This is a genomic window from Promicromonospora iranensis (genome assembly GCF_028994805.1).
Lineage (GTDB): Bacteria > Actinomycetota > Actinomycetes > Actinomycetales > Cellulomonadaceae > Promicromonospora > Promicromonospora iranensis.
The window spans coordinates 1-18,481 of the sequence record NZ_JAJQQP010000006.1 but is presented as its reverse complement, the minus strand read 5'-3'; the positions used below and the strand labels follow the sequence as shown (position 1 = coordinate 18,481).

Sequence of the window (18,481 nt, the reverse complement as noted above, 5' to 3'; positions counted from 1 at the left end):
GCTGGGCGCTGCCCGCAAGCCCCGACGGGCCGGACGCCCCGACCGGGTGCCGACCACGCCTCGCCAGGACAGGAACCCCATGACCTCCGCACCAGGACGCGCCCCACGCCACGCTTCCCACCGCCCGCAGGCAGCGGCGACCGCCACGCTCGCCCTGCTCCTGACCGTCGGTCTCGCCGCGTGCACTCCGCAAGCCGACGCCACGCACGTCGCCGACCCTCCGGCTCATGTCGCCGCGACGCAGGACGACCCCGAGTTCCAGGACAGCTTCCGGCACGAGTTCGCGACCGTCGACGGAGTCCGGATGCACTACGTGACCGGTGGGAGCGGCTCGCCGGTGGTCCTGCTCCACGGCTGGCCGCAGACGTGGTTCAGCTGGTGGTCGATCATGCCGGAGCTCGCCGAACACCACACGGTGTACGCCGTCGACCTGCCCGGGCTGGGCGACAGCACGGGGGTACCCGACGGTTACGACAAGGCGACCCTCGCGCGGTACGTGCACGGCCTCGTCGCCGAGCAGCTCGGGGTGCGCGACGCCCAGGTCGTCGGGCACGACCTGGGCGCGGCGGTGGCGTTCCAGTACGCCGCCCAGTTCCCCGCGGACACCGCACGCCTCGGGTACCTCGACCTCCCGCTCCCGGGACCTGCCCTCGACGCACCCACCTATCGCTCACTGAGCTGGCACATCGCCTTCCACTCCCAGCGAGACGTCCCCGAGGCGCTGGTCGATGACGACGTCCGCGAGTACCTGGCGATGTTCTACCCCCAGGTGGCGTTCGGCGGGACGGCGTTCGGCGGCACCTCGGAGCGCTCCCCGTTCACCGACGCCGAGGTCGACGAGTACGCGCGGACCTACAGCAGGCCCGAGGCCCTGACCGGCGGCTTCGAGCTCTACCGAGCCCTGGACCAGGACGTGCGGGACGCCACGGCGGCGGACCCGGTGAACGTCCCGACCCTGCTCATGTCCGCCGAGGGGCAGCTCGACGCCGTCCGGGGCACGGCAGCGCCACGCATGACCAACATCGTGCGCGCCGTGGACGTGCCGCACGCCGGGCACTGGCTCGTCGAGGAGAACCCCGGGTTCGTCACGACCGAGCTGCTGGGCTTCCTCGATGAATGACGAGCGGCGTCAGTCCACCAGCACGACGGCGCCGGAGTAGCCGTCGACGTCGGGCGGCGTCCAGGCGGGCTCGTCATCGTCCCGCGGGTCCTCCGGCTCCGGCTCGGTGCGGCACAGCCCGTCGATCAGCCAGCCCAGGCCGTCGTCGCCCAGGCACAGCCCACCGCGCAGCGTGATGCCCGCCGTCGCCGTCGCCTCCGAGCGGAACTCGGTGCCCGGCACGCTCTCGTCGTGCCGCACGTGCGCGGTCACCTGCAGAAGTTCCGGGTCGATGCTGACCTCCCCCACCAGCTCCGCCCCGTTGCGCTCGGCGTACGCCCGGGCCGCCTCGTTCATCTCGTCCTCGAGGTCCGGGCCGAGCAGGGCCTGCTCGGCGATCCCCCAGAACGCGTCCGGCTCGGAGATCCCGAGGTGCAGCCCGTGGAGCAGGCCCAGGTGCTCGTTCCACTCCTGGGCGGCGGCGAGCGCCGCGGCGTCGGCGGCCGTCCCGGCCTGGCGGCGGTCGTTGGTCGCCGAGCCCAGCATCGTGACGACCAGCACCGCGGCGGTCAGCATGCCGACGGCGATCGGGATCGTCATCACGTGCATCGAGCCGCGCTCACGGTCGTCGGCCGTTGGGCGCATCCTGGCCGGCCGGCGTGTCATGGTCACTCCCCCGCCTGGTCGGTGACGGGTGGGTCGGTGACGGGCACGTCGGTGATACGGAACCGGTCCGGCCCGTCGACGGTCACGGTGTCCTGCCCGGTGTCCGGCCACACCACGGTGATCGCCGTCGACTGGCCCCGGTCCAGGGTCTGGACCTCCTCGTCCCCGGCCAGCCGGCGCAGCACGAACCCGCCGGACCTCGTCTCGGCCACGTAGTCGAACGGCAGCACCCGCTCCTGCGGGGCGAGCAGGGAGAGGTTGTGCGGCCCGGCCACCTCGGCCAGGGTGCCGAACTTCCGGTCGCCGAACAGCTTGAGATGAGCGGGGAGGAACCAGGCCGGGTCGACGGCGGTGCCCGTGGCTCGCTCCGCGACGAGCGTGCCGACGATCGCCCCGGGGCGACGCACCATGGACTCGACCTCGACCGTGTACTCGCCGTCGTCCGTCGCGATGGTGACGGCGGCGCTCCGTGCCGTCGGGGCGTCGGTCCCCGGGAGATCGTTCCGGGCCTCCTCGGACTCGATCACGAGGTGCCCCTCGAAGTGGATCTCGACGCGCCGGTTGGCGGCCCGCGCCTCGTCGCCCGTTCCCTCCGCGACGGGCTCCGACTCGCCGCGGCCCTCCTCGGTCACGGTGAACCCGTCGCCCAGGTCGGCGCGCAGGCGTTCGGCGACGGACCGGGCCCGGCGCTCGGACAGGGCCTGGTTGTACGCGTCGGTGTCGACGTCGTCGGTGTGCCCCACGACGTGCACCTCGCCGGCGTCGGCCTGCTCGACGATCGACGCGGCGGCCCGTTCGACCACGCCCCGCGCGGCGCGCGACATCGTGTGCTCGTCGGTCGCGAACAGGACGTCGGAGGCCAGCGTGACGGTCACGTCCTCCTCCTCGGCGGACGTCGCCGACTCGGCGTCGTATCCCTGGGTGAAGGCGCGCAGCGGCTTCGTCGTCGTCTGCTCGACACCGCCGACCTGCTCGACGGCTTCGGCGAGGTCGTCACCTGCAGCGGCGACGGGCAGCGTGACGGCGCCGTACCCGGGCAGCAGCACGTCCACCGAGTCGCCGGCGGGCGCCGCGAAGACGGCGACAGCGGAGCCGCGCAGCGTCTCGTCGCCCGACCCGCGCCCGACCTGCTCGATCAGCGCGGCGGCGGATCCGTCGGCCGCCGTGGCCACGGGGTGCACGACGCCGGCGGCGGTGTCGACGAGACGGACGCCGCGACCGTCGGTGACCGACTTGCCGAGCCCGCCGAGGCTGAGCGTGACCGTCGAGAAGCGCAGCCGGTCGTCACCGGCCGGCTCCGCGGTGAACTCGTACCGCAGCACGGCCAGGTCGTCGTCGACCTCGACCGGGCGCAGGTCGAAGCGCACCCGCGCCTCGTGCCACTCCCGCTCCACGGAGACGACCTCGTCCGGAGGCGTGGTGCCTCCGGACGAGGTGGAGGATGCCGACGCGTCGGGCGGGGACGGCGTCACCGCATCGGTCCGGTCGGGCCCGATGGGCCCGCAGCCGGCCAGCAGGCCGACGAGACCGACGGCGAGCGCCGCCCGGTGTGCCTGACGCATCCAGTACCTCCGTCGTGGTTCAGGTGGGCGTGGCCTTACTCGCCGCCACCGCCACCGCCCGCGCCGGCGATGTCGTTGACGGCGTCGGTGAGCTGCTGGACGATCGCGTCGCCGACGTCGCTCGCCGCGGCGATGACGATACCGACGACGGCGACCACCAGCAGGACGGCGCCGACGTACTCCACGGTGCCCTGTCCGCGCTCGTCGTCGTGTGCCTGGCGCGCCGCACGCTCGACGACGTTCACGAGCGCGGTCCTGGCCGCGACTGCCTTGTGCATCAGCTTGTTCATGGTGACCTCCACGTTGGTGTCCGGGTGCCGGCCGTGGGCCCTGCGGACCTCGACCACGCCTGCAAACCTACGGAGCCGCGGTGGCCGGTCCCAGGGCGCGGGGACCCGGTGCAGGCCCGTTTCTGCCTGGGCCCGTGGCACTACCGCGGTTCGGGCCCTCGTGGAGCCAGCGCACGATGGCCTGGCTCCGCGTGGTCACGCCAAGCTTGGCGAAGAGGCTGTTCACGTGGTTCTTCACGGTCTTCTCGGAGATGAACAGCCGTGCCGCCACCTCGCCGTTCGAGAGGCCCTCGGCCACGAGGTCCATCACCTCGGCCTCGCGCCGCGACAGGAGCTCGCGCACCGACGGTCCCCGGTCGCGCACGGCGGGGGCCGCGGCGACCCCGGAGACCACCTGGCTGCCGTTCCGGCAGAGCCGGATGGCGTCGACCATCGCCGCCGGCTCCAGCGCACCGTGCACGAGGTAGCCGGCCGCACCGGCGGCGATCGCCTCGGACACGGTCGCCGGGTCGTCGGTGTGGGTCAGCATCACGACCGTGGCGCCGGACAGCCGGGGCAGCAGCTCCAGCCCGCTCATGCGGGGCATCCGGACGTCCAGCAGCACGACGTCGACCTGCCCGGCGCGCACGTACGCCACCGCCTCGTCGGGGTCGCCCGTGTCGATCACGGACGTGACACCGGGCGTCCCGTCCAGCAGCGTCCGCAGGCCCATCCGGATGATGGGGTTGTCGTCCACGGCGAGTATCCGCATCAGGCCACCTCAGCTGTCGTCGCGCGGTCCTCGGTCCGTGCCCTTCCCGGACGCGGCGCCCGCGCGGCCTCGCCGGACGGCTCCGCGGGCAGCACGACGCGAACGGTGGTCCCGCCGTCCGGTCCTGGAGTCCACCCGGCCTCGCCGCCGCACAGCTCCGCGCGTTCGCGGACGCCGCGCATCCCGTACCGGCCGCCGCCGGGCACCGCGGGACCGAGCCCGGTGCCGTCGTCGGACACGACCAGCTCGACGACGTCGCCCGCCGCCGACACGACCAGCCCGACCCGGGAGGCGTGCGCGTGCTTGCGCACGTTCTCCAGCAGCTCGGTCACCATGGCCCGGACGTGCCGGGCACGGCCCGCTCCGGCCACCTCGTCGACCTCGGGAGCGATGTCGACGGCGGTGGGGATCCCCGTGCGCTCGGTCCAGCGCCGCGCGACCTCGGTCACCTGGGCCGCCACGCCGTCGGGGTCGTCGCGCAGCTCGCCGAGGGCGCGGCGGGTGTGGTCGTGCGTCGTCCGGACGGCGACGCCCAGGTCGCGCGCCAGCCCGACCGTGCCCGGCGCCGCTCCCTCCCGCTCCAGCCGGTCGGCCAGCCCGCGCGTGGCCAGGGCGAGCCCCGCCAGGTCGCCCGCCACCGTGTCGTGCAGGTCGCGGGCCAGGCTCAGCCGTTCGGCGAGGGCCGCCTGGTCGGCGCGGGCGGCCGCGAGCTGGGCCGACTGGACGGCCTGGCGCCGCAGCCGGCGGCCCAGGTGGGTGCCGGTCCAGGCCATGATGACGGTGAGCGCCGCACCGGCCGCACCGGTGACCATGCCGCGCCAGCCGTCGCTGTACGCCGTGAGCTGGTACAGGCACAGGGGCGCCGCCATCACGAGCGCGAGCCGCAGGCCGGCGAACAGGCCCCACAGCGCGGCGGTCGCAGCGGCGTACACCGCCATGAGCGGCGACCCGGCCAGCGGCAGCAGCGCGATGACGGCGACGGCGGTGTCGCCCGCCAGCAGGATCCCGTTGCGGGCGTAGAACCGGCCCCGGGTGTCCCAGTTCAGCGCGGGCACGAACGAGAACGGCGCCGCGAGCACCACCAGGAACACGCCGAGCCAGCCCGCGCCGTCGAGCAGGGCCAGCACCAGCGCGAACGCCAGGATCACCAGCCGGACCTGGCACAGCAGGCGCACTGCGGGGCCGATGGCGCGCTGCGTCAGCGCGTCCATCGCGCGGGGCGGGCTCAGCCGCTCAGAAAAGCCCACCGAGCACCCCCGCGTTCGCGACGAGCACTGCCGACACGATCAGGATCAGCGCACCCGGCAGGATCGTCATCGTCACCGCGAGCGACACCATGGGCACCGCGCGCGCCGCACGCTGACGCACGTTCTCGGCGTGCTCGCGGCGCACGTCCGACGCGATGCCCGTGAGGGCGTCCGCCAGCGGCACACCGAGCTCCTCGGCCTGCAGCAGCGCCGTCACGAACGTGCCGACCGCGGCGGACCGGCTGCGCTCGCGCAGCGCCACGAAGGTCTGCCGCCGGGAGGCGCCGACGTTCATCTCCTGCAGCGCGGTGCGCATCTCGGCGGCCAGCGCACCGCCGTGGAACTCGCACACCCGCTCCAGGGCCTGGCGGAAGCCCAGCCCGGCCGTCACGGTCACGGCCAGCACGTCGAGGAAGTCGGGCAGCTCGGCGTCGATCTGCCGGCGCCGCTTGGCGGCCTCGGTGTACAGCCACAGGCGCATCCACCCGCACAGCACCACGGCCATCGGCGCGCCGACCGTCCAGAGGTCCTGAAGCGTGAACAGGAGACCGAAGACGACGCCGAACAGCACGAGCCCTGACTCCCGCCGCACGAACATCGTCAGGGTCACGCCCTCGGGACGGCCCGCGCGCCGGATGACGGTGTCGAGCCGCTGCAGCCGTTGCCGCCCGTGCAGCCGCACCGCCAGCGGGAGCAGCGGCGCGCCCACGCGGTCGAGCACGGCGACGAACCCGCGCTGCCGCGGCTCCTCCTCCGGCGCGTACTCCGCCTCGATGTCCTCCAGGCCGGTACTGGTCAGCAGCCGCCCGGCGACCATCCCCAGCACCGCCAGCAGCGCGGCGCCCGCCGCGATCAGCAGCTCCAGCACGTCACACCTCCACCCTCGACAGCCGGCGGACCAGCAGGTACCCGATGGTGAACAGCCCGGTCGCGACGAGCAGGACCACCTGGCCGGCGAAGTTGGTGATCATCTCGTCCACCACGCCGGGGCTGAAGGCGTTCATCAGCGCCACCGCGCCGAACGCCAGGAAGATCACCGTGTACCCCGAGAACTGGGCCCCCATCGTCGACGTAACCACCTCGCGCCGCAGCCGCCGCCGCTCCTCCAGCGTCTGGCCGATCCCCGCCAGGGCGGTCACCAGCTCACCACCCGAGCGGCCCTGGATCGCCAGGGTCTGCACCAGCACCGACAGCTCCCGGGAGGGCAGTCGTTCGGTGAGGCTCGCCAGGGCGTCCTGGAGGGACCGGCCCACCGCCATCTCGGCGCCGATCTGTGCCACCTCGGACGCCGCGGGCTCGGTCATCTCCTCCGCCGCCATCTCCAGCGACCGGCGCACCGCCAGCCCGGCCGACGCACCGTTGGCCAGCAGCCGGGCCAGCTCCGGCAGCTGCGCCACGAACCTGTCCACGCGCTGCGTGCGCCGTCGGTCCAGCCAGCGCCGGGCGCCCACCGCGACGATCAGCACCGCGAGCGCCGCCGTCGCCCAGCCGAAGAGCGGCAGGACGACCAGCCCTGCCGCGACCGCCGCGGCGCACGACCCGCTGAGGAACAGGGAGGGCGACCACGTCGGCAGGCCCGCCCCGGCCAGGAGCGCCACGAGGCGCTGCCCCCACGGGAGGCGGACCAGCCGTTCGTCGAGCCGGGCGAAGACGGGTACGCCGGGCGGCTGGTCCAGGTCGGCGGTCTCGACCATGCGGCGTTCGGTCTCGGCGTTGCTGACCATGGTCGCCACCGTGGCGGCGGCCATCAGCAGCGTCAGGAGCAGGCCGAGCGCGATGAGCAGGAACGTCATCGGACCTCACCACGGGTCTCGGCCGGCACGGCCACCGGGGCCGCGGCCACCGTGGGCGCCGTCTCGCCCGCCCGGTGCAGCCGGTCCAGCAGCTCCGGCGGCGGGGCGGAGGCGACGAACCGGCCGGTCACGGAGCGGTCGGGGCCGATGAGGTCGGGGACGAACTCCATCAGCGGGGTCAGCGCGTACTCCTCGCGCCGCTGCGAGGTGACCGCCTGCACCTCGGTGACCCGGCGGGACCCGTCCTGCGCCCGCTCCAGGTGCACCACCAGGTCGATCGCCGAGTTGATCTGGTCGCGGAGGGTCGCGGCCGGCAGGTCGAGCTCGCTCATCGACGCGAGCGTCTCCAGCCGGCCCAGCGCGTCCCGCGCCGTGTTCGCGTGCACGGTGGCGACCGAGCCGTCGTGGCCGGTGTTCATCGCCTGCAGCATGTCCAGCGTCTCGCCGCCGCGCACCTCGCCCACGATGATGCGGTCGGGGCGCATGCGTAGTGCGTTGCGCACCAGGTCACGGATGGCGACGGCGCCCCGGCCCTCCACGTTCGCCGGACGGGACTCCAGCCGCACCACGTGCCCCTGCTGGAGGGACAGCTCGGCGGCGTCCTCGATCGTGACGATCCGCTCGTGGTCCGGGATGAGGCCGGACAGCGCGTTCAGGAATGTCGTCTTGCCGGAGCCCGTCCCGCCGGACACCACGATGTTCAGCCGCGCCCGCACGCACGCGCCCAGCAGGCTCGCCGTGGTCAGGTCCAGCGTGCCGCGGTCCACCAGCTCGCCCATCCGGAACGGCGTGGGGAACCGGCGGATCGTCAGGGTGGGCCCGTCCAGGGCCAGCGGCGGGATGATCACGTTCACGCGCTCGCCGCTGGGCAGCCGCGCGTCCACCATCGGCGAGGACTCGTCCACGCGGCGGTTCACCTGGGACACGATGCGGTCGATCGTCTGGTACAGCTGCTCGACGGACGCGAACCGCGCGTGGACCCGCTCGACCTTGCCGTAGCGCTCGACGAACACGTCCTGCGGCCCGTTCACCATGATCTCGGTGACGGACTCGTCGGCGAGCAGCGGTTCCAGCACGCCCAGCCCGAGCGCGTCGTCGGTGATCCGCTGCACCAGCGCGCTGCGCTCGCGCGCCGACAGCACGGGCCCGTCGACGGAGAGGATCCGGGACAGGACCCGCTCCAGCCGCACGCGCCGCTGGGACGGCGAGAGCCGGGCGAGCTCGTCGACGTCGATCTCTTCCAGCAGCCGCTCGCGGTACACCTTCGCGAGGTCGTTGTCCTCGTCGTGCCGCTGGTCGGCGGCCAGCCGGTCACGTAGCGCCATGTCGGTCCTCCACCAAGATCAGTCCTCCACCGGGAACGCGGCGGTCCGGGTCAGTGCGACGTCGACGATCTCCATGCCTGCGAGGCCCAGCGGCGCCGACACCTCGACCCGCACGCGTGCGGTCCCGTCGTCGACGTGGGGGGTCTTGTCCAGCAGGCTCAGCCCGTCGGGGATCGTCAGCTCCACCGCTGCCTCCCAGTCCTGGCCCAGGCTCAGCGCGCGGGCCCCGTTGCGGGCAGCCTCCTGCGCGATCGACGCGGTCTGCGCCACGGTGATGCCCTGGATCGCCAGGAGCGCCACGAGCAGCATCGCGAACACCAGGCCGACCAGCTCGACGGACGCCTGCCCGCACTCGCGGCGGGACTGCCCGGGCACCTCAACCCTCCCGGAACACGGCGGCAGAGGAGGACGCCGACAGGTCGACACCGGGCAGGATCGTCGAGACCGTCACCCGCACGCTCACGGTCTCGGGCGAGACCTCGATGTCCGTCGGGGCGACGGCGGAACGGAAGGCGTCCGGCAGACGCTCGCGCACGTCGTCCCGCACCTGGTCGACGACGTCGTCGCGGGGCCGGCCGCCGTCGTCGTAGTACCCCATGACGCCGACCGTCCGCGCGCCCTCCTGCGCCGCGGCCCGTGCCGCCAGCAGGCCCGACGCCCATCCGATGCCCTGCACGCAGAGCACGAGCGCCATGAGCACCAGCAGGATCATCACGGGCAGCTCGACGGTGGACTGGCCCGCCTCGGGGTCCGCGCCCTTGCGCCGGCCCGTCCGGCGGGACGACCCGGTGACCAGCGCCTCCACCTCCGTGGGGCCGTCAGCACCGCCCGCCTGGGTGGAGCCCTGCTCCGTCCGGAGCGCCGCGACGCCGACCTTGGCCACCGCCGTGTGCACGGCGGTCGGCGTCTCCAGCAGCGTCGCGGTGTTGACCGCGCCGGAGAACGCCGGGCCGCCGTCGGGCACGGTGAACGCGACCGGGCGCTCCACGATCCGCTCCACCAGCGCGGGCGTCACCTCGTCGCGCGAGGTGCGGCGGTTGAGCACCAGCTCCACCGTCGACGGGCGCCGGATCGCCAGCCTGTCCCACTGCGCCAGGCTGCGGCGTGCGGCCCGCAGCGCCGGGAGGTCCGGCGTGGTGACCAGCAGCACCCGGTCCGCGAACTCCAGGGCCGTGGCGCGGGGCTCGTCCAGGTGGGTGCCCACGTCGATCACCGCGAGGCCGGACTCGAACCGCAGGGCGCTCACGACGGACCGGGCCGCCACCGCCGTCATCTCCTCGCCGCGCTCGCCCTCGCTCGGGGCGGACAGCAGCCGCAGGCCTCCGGGCACCTCGTACGTGGTCTCACGGAGCATGCGCCCGGTGATCTCGCCCTCCACCGCGGCGAGGTCCACCACGGAACGGCGGGTGCGGACCCCCGTATAGGCGGTGAGGTCGCCCGCGCCCAGGTCGAGGTCCACGAGCACGGTGTCGCCGGCGCGCCCTGCCCGGGCGAGCAGCAGGGCCAGCACCGACGTCCCGACGCCACCCTTCGCCCCGGCGATCGCCACCACCTGGCCGCTGCGTCCGCCGTTGCGCTCCGCGGCGATCGAGGCGCGGGCCATGGCCGACCACGACGCCACGGCCTCGAGCCGGGTCAGCACCTCCTCCAGCCCCGCGTTCCGGGCGATCACCGAGCGAGCCCCGACCTCCATGGCGGCGGCCATGGCCCGGCTCATCTCGGCCGGGCCGTGGGCGTCCACGACCATGACGATGCCGGTGAGCGGCGTGGCCAGACCGACGGCGCGGGCCACCGCGTGCCCGTGCCCGTCGTCGGCGGCCTCGTCGACGACCACGATCCCGATGTCTGGCTGCCGGTCCAGCGCCGTCAGCACGCCCGCGCCGTCGGAGACCGCCGCGGCGAGCTCGAAGCCGTCGGACTCGGCGAACACGTGGCCGATGTGGTCCCTGACCTCGGGCGACGGCGTCGCGAGCAGCACCTTGGTCGCCATGTTCAGCCCTGTCCCTTCGGAGTCGATCCGTCATAGACCCGCTGCTCGGCCGGGAGCATGTCCTCGTCGCCCGCACCCCGTAGGGCGAGGCGCATCTTCACGGAGAAGGACTCGACGTACGCGAGCGTCAGCGCGTCCTCGGTGCTGAGCGCGAACGTCACCGGCAGGCCGCTGCTGGTGGACAGGTCGTCCGGGTCCTCCAGCGTCCGCGGCAGGCCGACCTCGAGGACCAGCACGTTCGAGACCCACACCCGGGAGACCGGCTTCACGTCACCAGTGCCACCCATGGTGGCGATGATGTCGACGTGGTCGCCCGGCGCCACCTTGCCGGCCACGCCGGTCTCGGCGTCCACGATGATCGCCACCTCGCGGAACCCCGGCTGCACGCCCGGCCGCTCGACCAGCATGCCGCCCTGCAGCAGCGAGCCCTTCTCGTACTCGGTCGCCGCCACCAGGTCGTCGACGTCCGCCACGTCCCGCACGGCGCTCCGCGGCACCCAGCGCTCCGGGACCGTCACCCGGTCCAGCATGGACTCGTCGACGGGCTCCAGGGCATCCACCGACCGGTTGAGCTGGAGCACGGTCACCATGGGCCCCACCTGGGAGCTCACGGTCCTGACGTAGGAGAGGACGCCGACGAAGACGGCGACCGCGAGGATCGAGGTGACGACGAGGAAGAGCACTCCCCGGCGCTGACGCGGGTTCAACTGATCGCTCCCTGGGGGTCGGGCTGGATGTCGGGCTGGGTCTCGGGCTGGATGTCGGGTCGTGCCGCTCGGGGACGGCGTTCCCCGATGTCGCAGAAGATGCAGGCCGCGGTGACTGCGCGGCCACAGGCATCGCACGCACCCCACAGGTACGAGCGGGACAGGGCGGTCGTCACCGCCGTGCCCAGCGAGCCGTCGATCGTCGACGCCTCCAGCCAGCGCGCCGCGGGCCAACCGTCGCCGACGCCGGTCAGCTCGGTGTCCGGCGTACGGGGCAGCAGCGCGCCGTCCTCCTCCCGCACCACCGGCCGGGCGGAGCGGGCCACGACGAGCACGTCGCCGCCGTCCGGTACCCCGAGGCTCCCGCGGAACCGGCCGACCGTGGCCCGGCCGGCGTCGACCACGAACGCCGTGCCCGGCAGGTAGCTGCCCGCGTGCTGGCGGAAGGTCGGCGCGGGGCGGTGCAGCGAGGCGACGCTCGACACGAGGGCTCGCGTCGTGGTGCGGGCGAGCACCTCGTCGGCCACCGCGCGGGCGGACGACGCGGTCAGGCCCGGCGCCGAGATGCCCGCCAGCATCACTGCCCACGCCGTGCAGGGGGCGTCGACGTGGAGCACACCTACCCGTTCCGGCCCGAGCACCAGACGGGCGGCCCGGGCAATCTTCCGAGCCTGCTCGTCCCGCGTGGCGAGCACCACGTCGTCGGCCGGGAGCTCGGCCACGGCGTCGACGACAGCGCCTAGCGCGCGCTCCGCCCGATGTACGGCCGGGTGCACACCCTCCGGCCCACCGATCGCGATGACCTGCAAGGACGTTCCTCTCTTCGAACGGCTCGAAAGCAACCAGGAGCAACTCGTTCCTGCGATCCTCACACCCAAATGGCGTAAATCACCTCATATTGGCCATGGCTTGGGGGAAAGTTCCCAAGCCGTTCACCCGAGCGGGTGAACCTCGCTCCCAGGCCCGAAACCACCACCGAGGGGAGCATCACCATGCAGCAGGTCAGGCTCGTGGTGGACGGACGTCCCGCCGCCGAGGCCGTCGTCGCCGACACCGTTCTCACCCGAGCGCGCGGGCTGCTGTTCCGCCGCGTGCTGCCGGAGGCCCTGCTGCTGCGACCGTGCACGTCGGTGCACGGCGCGTGGATGCGGGTACCGCTCGACGTCGCCCTGCTCTCCGCGGACCTGCGGGTCGTGCACACGCAGGTGCTGCGCCCGTGGGGCATGACCGCGCCCCGCCGAGGGGTCACCCAGGTGCTGGAGGCGCCGGCAGGGAGCTTCGCCCGCTGGGGGCTCCGGCCGGACAGCCAGGTCGCCCTGGTCCACGAGTAGCGCGCCGGCCGGGTCATGGCACCCCGTAGCTCTGACCCCCACGGAACGTCGGGGTCGGCGGGGCGGAGAAGTCGGTGCTGTAGTAGTCGTCGGGCGCCTCGAAGTCCTTGGCCCGGCACTGCGGAGACGGCGACGTCGTCTGCCTGTCGCCGTCCACGTCGGTCACCTCGAACGACGACTCCGACAGGGTCCTGGTCTCGTCGACCGACGTGAAGTCGACCTTGAACAGGTCCAGGCCCTCCCACTTGAGCCCGTGCCCGCCCCCCTCGGTGACCCGGTCCATGTCGTAGTCGAGCCGGCGCACGTTGGCGTGGTCCTGGGCCGCCTCGTACAGCTCGCCGCCCTCGGAGTCCTCCCCGTTGATCTCGACGTCGCCCTTCTTCAGGGTGCCGTCGTCGTTGCGAGGAAAGATCTGGTCGATCTTGGGGCCGAGCTTCTCGCGCAGCTCCGGGTACTGGTTGAAGTCGATGATCAGCTCCGTCTTCGAGAGCGTGCCCTCCTCCTCCTGCTTGCTGTACCCGCCGGTGGCCTTGAAGCCGTAGGGCAGCACCAGGTCGAGGTCGATCCCCGCCTTGGAGAGCGTCTTCATGACCTGGTCGTCCATGGCGATGGTGAGCTTGGACAGCTTGCCGTCCTTGTCCCAGATCACCGAGGTGCTGGTGGTGCCCTTCCACTCGGCGCCGAGCTGCCCCTTGCCCTTCCCCTTGCCCGAGCTGTCTCCCTTGCCCTTCTTGTCCTTGGTGAACGGCTGCTTGCCGCTGAGCTCCGCCCCGATGAGGAACCCACCGATGTCCGACGACGTGTACGTGGCCGTCATGCTGCCGTCCGACCACTGCCGGTCCTCGACCTGGATCTCGCCCTCGTAGCCGCCCTCGACGCTGCCCTTCAGCTCGACGGCACCGGTCTGGGGGCCCCACTTGAGGCCGCCCTTGAACTTGACCTTCTTGATGTCGCTCGTCGAGGTGGCGACCAGATGGTGGTCGGGCTCGTCGTCCTGGAGCTGCATCACGTCGCCGACGTCGGGCATGTGGTCGGGCGGCGGCGGACAGTAGCTGGTCATCATCGGGGGCGGACAGTTCCGGCCGCCGCCGCTGGCCACGATCTCAGCGGACATGCTGTATTTCTTGTACCAGTCGATCCAGTCCTGAGCCTTCTGCATGTCCGTGAACTCGTAGGTGTAGTCCTCGGCGTAGCCGGTGATGCCGGCGATGTCGAACGCGATGGGCGTACCGCCCACGTCGCTGCCGCTGGCGCCCACGCCGAACTCGACACCCTTGAGGATGTGGATGCGGATGCGCCCGTCGCCGAGCTTCTCGATCAGCGTGCCGTTGCTGTCTCCCCAGCGGAAGAAGAGGAACTGGACGTTCGTGCTGTCCACGTGCCCGGTGGCTTCCACGACGCACGGCAGCTCCATCGAGGCGTACTTCTCCGCGATGCAGTTGGCCAGGTCCCCGGACCTCGCGGCCCGTTCCTTGCCGGGCGCCGCGTCCTCGTACGCGGCCCACTCCGTCTCGCAGCCCTTGGGCACCGGCAGCTCACGGCAGCCCACCTGCACCTTGGGAGGCGCGTCCTCGTCGAGCTCCCCGCTGGTCGGCATCGCGTTGGCGCAGCTCTCGTCGTTCGGGTCGTCCTTCGGACCACCTTGCCCGTCGAGCACGCAGTCGACGAAGTCCTGGATCTCCGTCTCGAGATACACGCGGTCGTCGCGGTCCCGGGCCAGGTGCCCGTCCGGCATGTTCGCCGAGAAGCAGATCGTCGGCCCGGGGTACCAGACGCAGTCGATCTGCACCACGGCGGTGTCCCACTGGGAATCGGGCTTGTCCACGAAGTCGAAGGTGACGTCCTGCTCGCAGTCGCCCGCCGGCGGGCCGTACCCGTCGCCTGGACCGTCCCCACCACCCGGCCCTTCGGACCCGCCGTCCGGCTCGCCGCAGGCCTGCGCCCCCTCCTCCTTGACGATGGGGTCCACCGCACACAGCAGCTGCTCGCTCACGTCCGCCGCGACCGGCGTCGCCGCGGCGAACACCACACCGACCACGAGCAGGAGCAGACCGATGACCGCCACGTACTCGGTCAGCGCCTGCCCGGCCTCACCGTCCGGCCTCGGCCTGCGGGCACGCGGCGACGCGGCGCTACGGCGGCTGGGGGCCTCGGCATGGGTCACCAGGCCAACCTAGGGAGCAGAACCGCAGGTCACGACGGTCCGGCGACCCAACTGTGCGCCCAGAACGGGTAGGCCCCCGGGCCTACCGACGCATCGCCTCGTCCGCTGTGCGGCGCCCGCACCTCACTTCTGCTTGAACTTCACGATCTTGGTCTCGGGGTCGTAGTCGTAGCTGCCGCTGAAGCCCCAGTTGATCCAGCCGCCGTCGCCCTTGTTCTTGACCGTGCCGGAGTTCATGGCGATCACGTCCATCCCGTCGACGGTGGCCAGGTGGACGAACCCGAACAGGTTGCTGAAGGAGAACTTCTCGAAGTCCTTGACGACCAGGATGTTCTTGTCAGGGAACGCCTTGCCGTACTCGTCCAGCAGGGAGCGCACCCGGTCGGCACGGTCACCGGGCACGTCGCCGGAGTAGTCGGTGCCCGGGTAGGTGCCCTCGGTGTACTGCGGCGTCTCGTTGTCGACGTACTGCGCACCGATGTCGTGCCGGGAGTCGGCACGGCTGGTGTGCGGGTCGGAGAAGTCGTTGCTGTAGTACCCCTCAGGCTGCTCGAAGTCCTTGGCCCGGCACTGTGGTGCGGGCGATGTCGTCTGCCGGTTGCCGTCCACGTCGGTCACCTCGAACGACGACTCCGACAGCTTGCGGTTCTCGTCGACCGTCGTGAAGTCGACCTTGAACAGGTCCAGGCCCTGCCACTTGAGTCCGAACCCGCCGCTCCCGGTGACCCGGTCCATGTCGTACGTCAGCTTGCGGACGTTGGCGTGGTCCTCGGCGGCCTCGTACAGCTCGCCGCCCTCCCCGTCCTGACCGTTGATCTCGACGTCGCCCTTGATGAGGTTGCCCTCGCGGTCGCGGGGGAAGACCTCGTCGATCTTGGGGCCGAGCTTCTCGCGCAGCTCCGGGTACTGGTTGAAGTCGATGATCAGCTCGCGCTTGGAGAGCGTGCCCTCCTCGCCCTGGCTGCTGTACCCGCCGGTGACCTTGAAGCCGTACGGCAGCACGACGTCGACGTCGACGCCTGCCTTGTAGAGGGTGCGCATGACCTGGTCGTCCATGGCGATGATGAGGCGGGACAGCTCGCCGTCCTTGTTCCACACCACCGAGGTGCTGGTGGTGCCCTTCCACTCGGCGCCGACCTGCCCCTTGCCCTTGCCCGCGCCGTTGCTGTTCTTGGTGAACGGCTGCTTGCCGGACAGCTCGGCGCCGATCAGGAATCCACCGATGTCGGACGACGTGTACGTCGCCTGCCGGCTCCCGTCTGACCACCGGCGGTCCTCGACCTGGACCTCGCCCTCGTAGCCACCCTCGACCGCGCCCTTCAGCGCGGTGGCACCGGTCTGCGGGCCCCACTTCAGGCCTCCCTTGAGCTTGACCCTCTTGATGCTGCTGTCGGCCTCGGCCAGCTCGTGGTGGTCGGGCTCCTGGCCCCGGAGCTCCTCGGCCTGCTCGAAGTAAGGGTTCCTGCCACAGCCGCCGGTCCAGTTCTGCCTGGCTGCGGAGCAGGTGTTCTGCTTGCCGTTGACCTCGTCGTACTTCTTGTACCAGTCGATCCAGTCCTGAGCTTTCTGCATGTCCGTGAACTCGTAGGTCTTGTCCTTGGCGTAGCCCGTGATACCGGCGATGTCGAACGCCACGGGCGTACCGCCCACGTCGCTACCGCTCACCCCGGCCCCCATCTCGACGCCGCTCAGGATGTGGATGCGGATGCGCCCGTCGCCGAGCTTCTCGATCAGCGTGCCGTTGCTGTCTCCCCAGCGGAAGAACAGGAACTGGACGTTCTCGCTCTCGACATGGCCCGTGGCCTCGATCACGCACGGCGGCTCCATGCTGGTGTACTTCGTGGTGATGCAGTTGGCCAGCTCGCCCGAGCGGGCCGCGCGGTCCTTGCCGGGCGCGGCGTCCTCGTAGGCCTTCCACTCCTTCTCGCAGCCCTTGGGCACCGGCAGCTCACGGCAGCCCACCTGCACCTTGGGGGGCGCGTCCTCGTCGAGCTCCCCGCTGGTCGGCATCGCGTTGACACAGCTCTCGTCGTTCGGGTCGTCCTTCGGACCACCTTGCCCGTCGAGCACGCAGTCGACGAAGTCCTGGATCTCCGTCTCGAGATACACGCGGTCGCCGGCGCTCCGGTCGGCGTGCCCCTCGGGCAGGTTGTCCGCGAAGCAGCTGCTCGGACCGGGGTACCAGACGCAGTCGATCTGCACCACGGAGGTGTCCGACTCCGAGTCCGGGTTGTCCACGGAGTCGAAGGTGACGTCCTGCTCGCAGTCGCCCGACGGCGGTTCGTATCCGTCGCCAGGGTTGTCCTCACCCCCAGGGCCTTCGGACCCGCCGTCCGGCTCGCCGCAGGCCTGCGCCCCATCCTCCTTGACGATGGGGTCCACCGCACACAGCAGCTGCTCGCTCACGTCCGCCGCGACCGGCGTCGCCGCGGCGAACACCACACCGACCACGAGCAGGAGCACGCCGATGACCGCCACGTACTCGGTCAGTGCCTGCCCGGCCTCACCGTCACGACGCGACCGGACGGAGCGCGGCGTCACCGTGCCGCGACGGCGGGTACGGAGGTCGATGCTGGTCACCCAGCCAACCTAGAGAGCGACGCCGCAGGCCACGACGGCCCGGCGACCCAGCTGTGCACCCAGGACGCTGGGCCCACGGGCCCGTTCGGACCCGCCGACACCGGCGTCCGGCAATTTCCCCGTGCGGAATCACCAGCTGTGCCCGCGGGTCACGAGAGGTATTCCCGCAGACGAGCAGAATGTCTTACGCCCACCTCGTGGGCCTGAACACCGGTGCGCAATATCACGGGCGACCCCGGACCACCTCCTCGCGCCAGGAGTAGGAGCACGTACCGCTCTTTCGTATGCTGAGCACACCGGGCAGGCGCACCGGATCACCTTTAAGGATATTCCGGATAAATGCCGCGCGAGCAATAGACGCCTTTGACCTTTGGGCCCGGACGGCTGCGCCTCATCACGGCTCTTCGGGTGATCTCCGATGGGAAAGCACACAAACGTGCGCGACAGAGAGAGGCAGGACCGCGTGACCACCAGCGGGAGCCAGGGCGCCGAGGGCTGGGTGGTGCATCGTCCCAACGTCGTGCGTTCGGTCGCGGCCCGCGTGCCCGGGATCGATGCCGAGGAAGCCACCAGCCGCGCGCTGGAGAAGATGGTCCGCATCGTGTCCACCGGCGGCACCATCACCGACCCCGCCCCCTACTGGCGACGTGCCGCGGTCAACGAAGCCATCTCCATGACCCGCGAGACCGGCCGCGCCCACCCCGTCCAGGACGACACCCTCGCCGCCCTGACACCCCCCGTCGCCGGCGCCGAGCTCGACGCCGAACGCCAGGCCGACGTCACCATGCTCCGCACCGCCCTGTCCGACCTGGCCGACGACGACCGCCAGCTCCTGCTGGAACGCCACGTCCACGACCGCGCCGTCGCCGACATCGCCACCAGCCTGGGCGTACGCCCCCACGCCGTGACCATGCGACTACGCCGCGCCGAGGAACGCCTCGCCGGCGCCTTCGCCGCCGCCCACGCCCAAACCGTC

Annotated in this window: 17 protein-coding genes; 3 read left to right on the top strand and 14 right to left on the bottom strand. The window is 72.0% G+C overall.

Annotation, left to right across the window (positions count from 1 at the left end; genetic code table 11):
- The first annotated feature begins 79 nt into the window (after positions 1–79).
- Positions 80–1,120, top strand: a complete 1,041-nt coding sequence (locus LUM46_RS11110; RefSeq protein WP_274993967.1) for an alpha/beta fold hydrolase — start codon at positions 80–82, stop codon at positions 1,118–1,120.
- A 9-nt stretch (positions 1,121–1,129) separates the two neighbouring features.
- On the opposite strand, the gene LUM46_RS11105 is transcribed toward LUM46_RS11110, so the two are convergent.
- From LUM46_RS11105 to LUM46_RS11050, 12 genes are read right to left on the bottom strand one after another with little or no spacing between them, the layout of a single operon-like run.
- Positions 1,130–1,765 (bottom strand): pilus assembly protein TadG-related protein, encoded by a 636-nt coding sequence (locus LUM46_RS11105; protein ID WP_274993966.1) that lies wholly within the window; start codon positions 1,763–1,765, stop codon positions 1,130–1,132.
- Positions 1,766–1,767: 2 nt separating this feature from the next.
- On the bottom strand, positions 1,768–3,327 hold the full coding sequence (locus tag LUM46_RS11100; RefSeq protein ID WP_274993965.1) for an OmpA family protein: 1,560 nt from the start codon (positions 3,325–3,327) through the stop codon (positions 1,768–1,770).
- Positions 3,328–3,362: 35 nt separating this feature from the next.
- Entirely contained in the window at positions 3,363–3,674 is a 312-nt protein-coding gene (locus LUM46_RS11095; protein ID WP_274993964.1) for a hypothetical protein, read from the bottom strand.
- Positions 3,675–3,684: 10 nt separating this feature from the next.
- Entirely contained in the window at positions 3,685–4,368 is a 684-nt protein-coding gene (locus tag LUM46_RS11090; protein WP_274993963.1) for a response regulator transcription factor, read from the bottom strand.
- A complete protein-coding gene (locus tag LUM46_RS11085; protein WP_274993962.1) occupies positions 4,368–5,615 on the bottom strand; it encodes a sensor histidine kinase in 1,248 nt (415 codons plus the stop codon). Before LUM46_RS11085 ends, LUM46_RS11090 begins: the two co-directional genes overlap by 1 nt.
- A complete protein-coding gene (locus tag LUM46_RS11080; protein WP_274993961.1) occupies positions 5,602–6,483 on the bottom strand; it encodes a type II secretion system F family protein in 882 nt (293 codons plus the stop codon). The genes LUM46_RS11085 and LUM46_RS11080 overlap by 14 nt, the downstream gene beginning before the upstream one ends.
- Position 6,484: 1 nt before the next feature.
- Positions 6,485–7,408, bottom strand: coding sequence for a type II secretion system F family protein (locus LUM46_RS11075; RefSeq protein WP_274993960.1), 924 nt, complete (start codon positions 7,406–7,408; stop codon positions 6,485–6,487).
- Entirely contained in the window at positions 7,405–8,733 is a 1,329-nt protein-coding gene (locus LUM46_RS11070; RefSeq protein WP_274993959.1) for a TadA family conjugal transfer-associated ATPase, read from the bottom strand. Before LUM46_RS11070 ends, LUM46_RS11075 begins: the two co-directional genes overlap by 4 nt.
- Before the next feature lie 18 nt (positions 8,734–8,751).
- Positions 8,752–9,108 (bottom strand): TadE/TadG family type IV pilus assembly protein, encoded by a 357-nt coding sequence (locus LUM46_RS11065; protein ID WP_274993958.1) that lies wholly within the window; start codon positions 9,106–9,108, stop codon positions 8,752–8,754.
- 1 nt (position 9,109) lies between these two features.
- Positions 9,110–10,723, bottom strand: a complete 1,614-nt coding sequence (locus LUM46_RS11060) for a hypothetical protein (RefSeq protein ID WP_274993956.1) — start codon at positions 10,721–10,723, stop codon at positions 9,110–9,112.
- Between the two features lie 2 nt (positions 10,724–10,725).
- Positions 10,726–11,430, bottom strand: a complete 705-nt coding sequence (gene cpaB, locus LUM46_RS11055) for a Flp pilus assembly protein CpaB (RefSeq protein ID WP_274993955.1) — start codon at positions 11,428–11,430, stop codon at positions 10,726–10,728.
- Positions 11,427–12,239, bottom strand: a complete 813-nt coding sequence (locus LUM46_RS11050) for a hypothetical protein (RefSeq protein ID WP_274993954.1) — start codon at positions 12,237–12,239, stop codon at positions 11,427–11,429. The genes cpaB and LUM46_RS11050 overlap by 4 nt, the downstream gene beginning before the upstream one ends.
- Positions 12,240–12,422: 183 nt before the next feature.
- Here LUM46_RS11050 and LUM46_RS11045 point away from each other — a divergent pair, with 183 nt between their 5' ends.
- A complete protein-coding gene (locus LUM46_RS11045; protein ID WP_274993952.1) occupies positions 12,423–12,761 on the top strand; it encodes a DUF192 domain-containing protein in 339 nt (112 codons plus the stop codon).
- 13 nt (positions 12,762–12,774) lie between these two features.
- On the opposite strand, the gene LUM46_RS11040 is transcribed toward LUM46_RS11045, so the two are convergent.
- Together LUM46_RS11040 and LUM46_RS11035 are read right to left on the bottom strand one after the other, a co-directional pair.
- Positions 12,775–14,925 carry a hypothetical protein gene (locus tag LUM46_RS11040; protein ID WP_274993951.1) on the bottom strand — a complete coding sequence of 717 codons (2,151 nt, stop codon included), beginning with the start codon at positions 14,923–14,925 and terminating at the stop codon, positions 12,775–12,777.
- A 123-nt stretch (positions 14,926–15,048) separates the two neighbouring features.
- Positions 15,049–17,505 carry a hypothetical protein gene (locus tag LUM46_RS11035; RefSeq protein ID WP_274993950.1) on the bottom strand — a complete coding sequence of 819 codons (2,457 nt, stop codon included), beginning with the start codon at positions 17,503–17,505 and terminating at the stop codon, positions 15,049–15,051.
- A 463-nt stretch (positions 17,506–17,968) separates the two neighbouring features.
- Here LUM46_RS11035 and LUM46_RS11030 point away from each other — a divergent pair.
- On the top strand, positions 17,969–18,481 hold a 513-nt coding region (locus LUM46_RS11030), incomplete at its 3' end, for an RNA polymerase sigma factor (protein ID WP_274993949.1).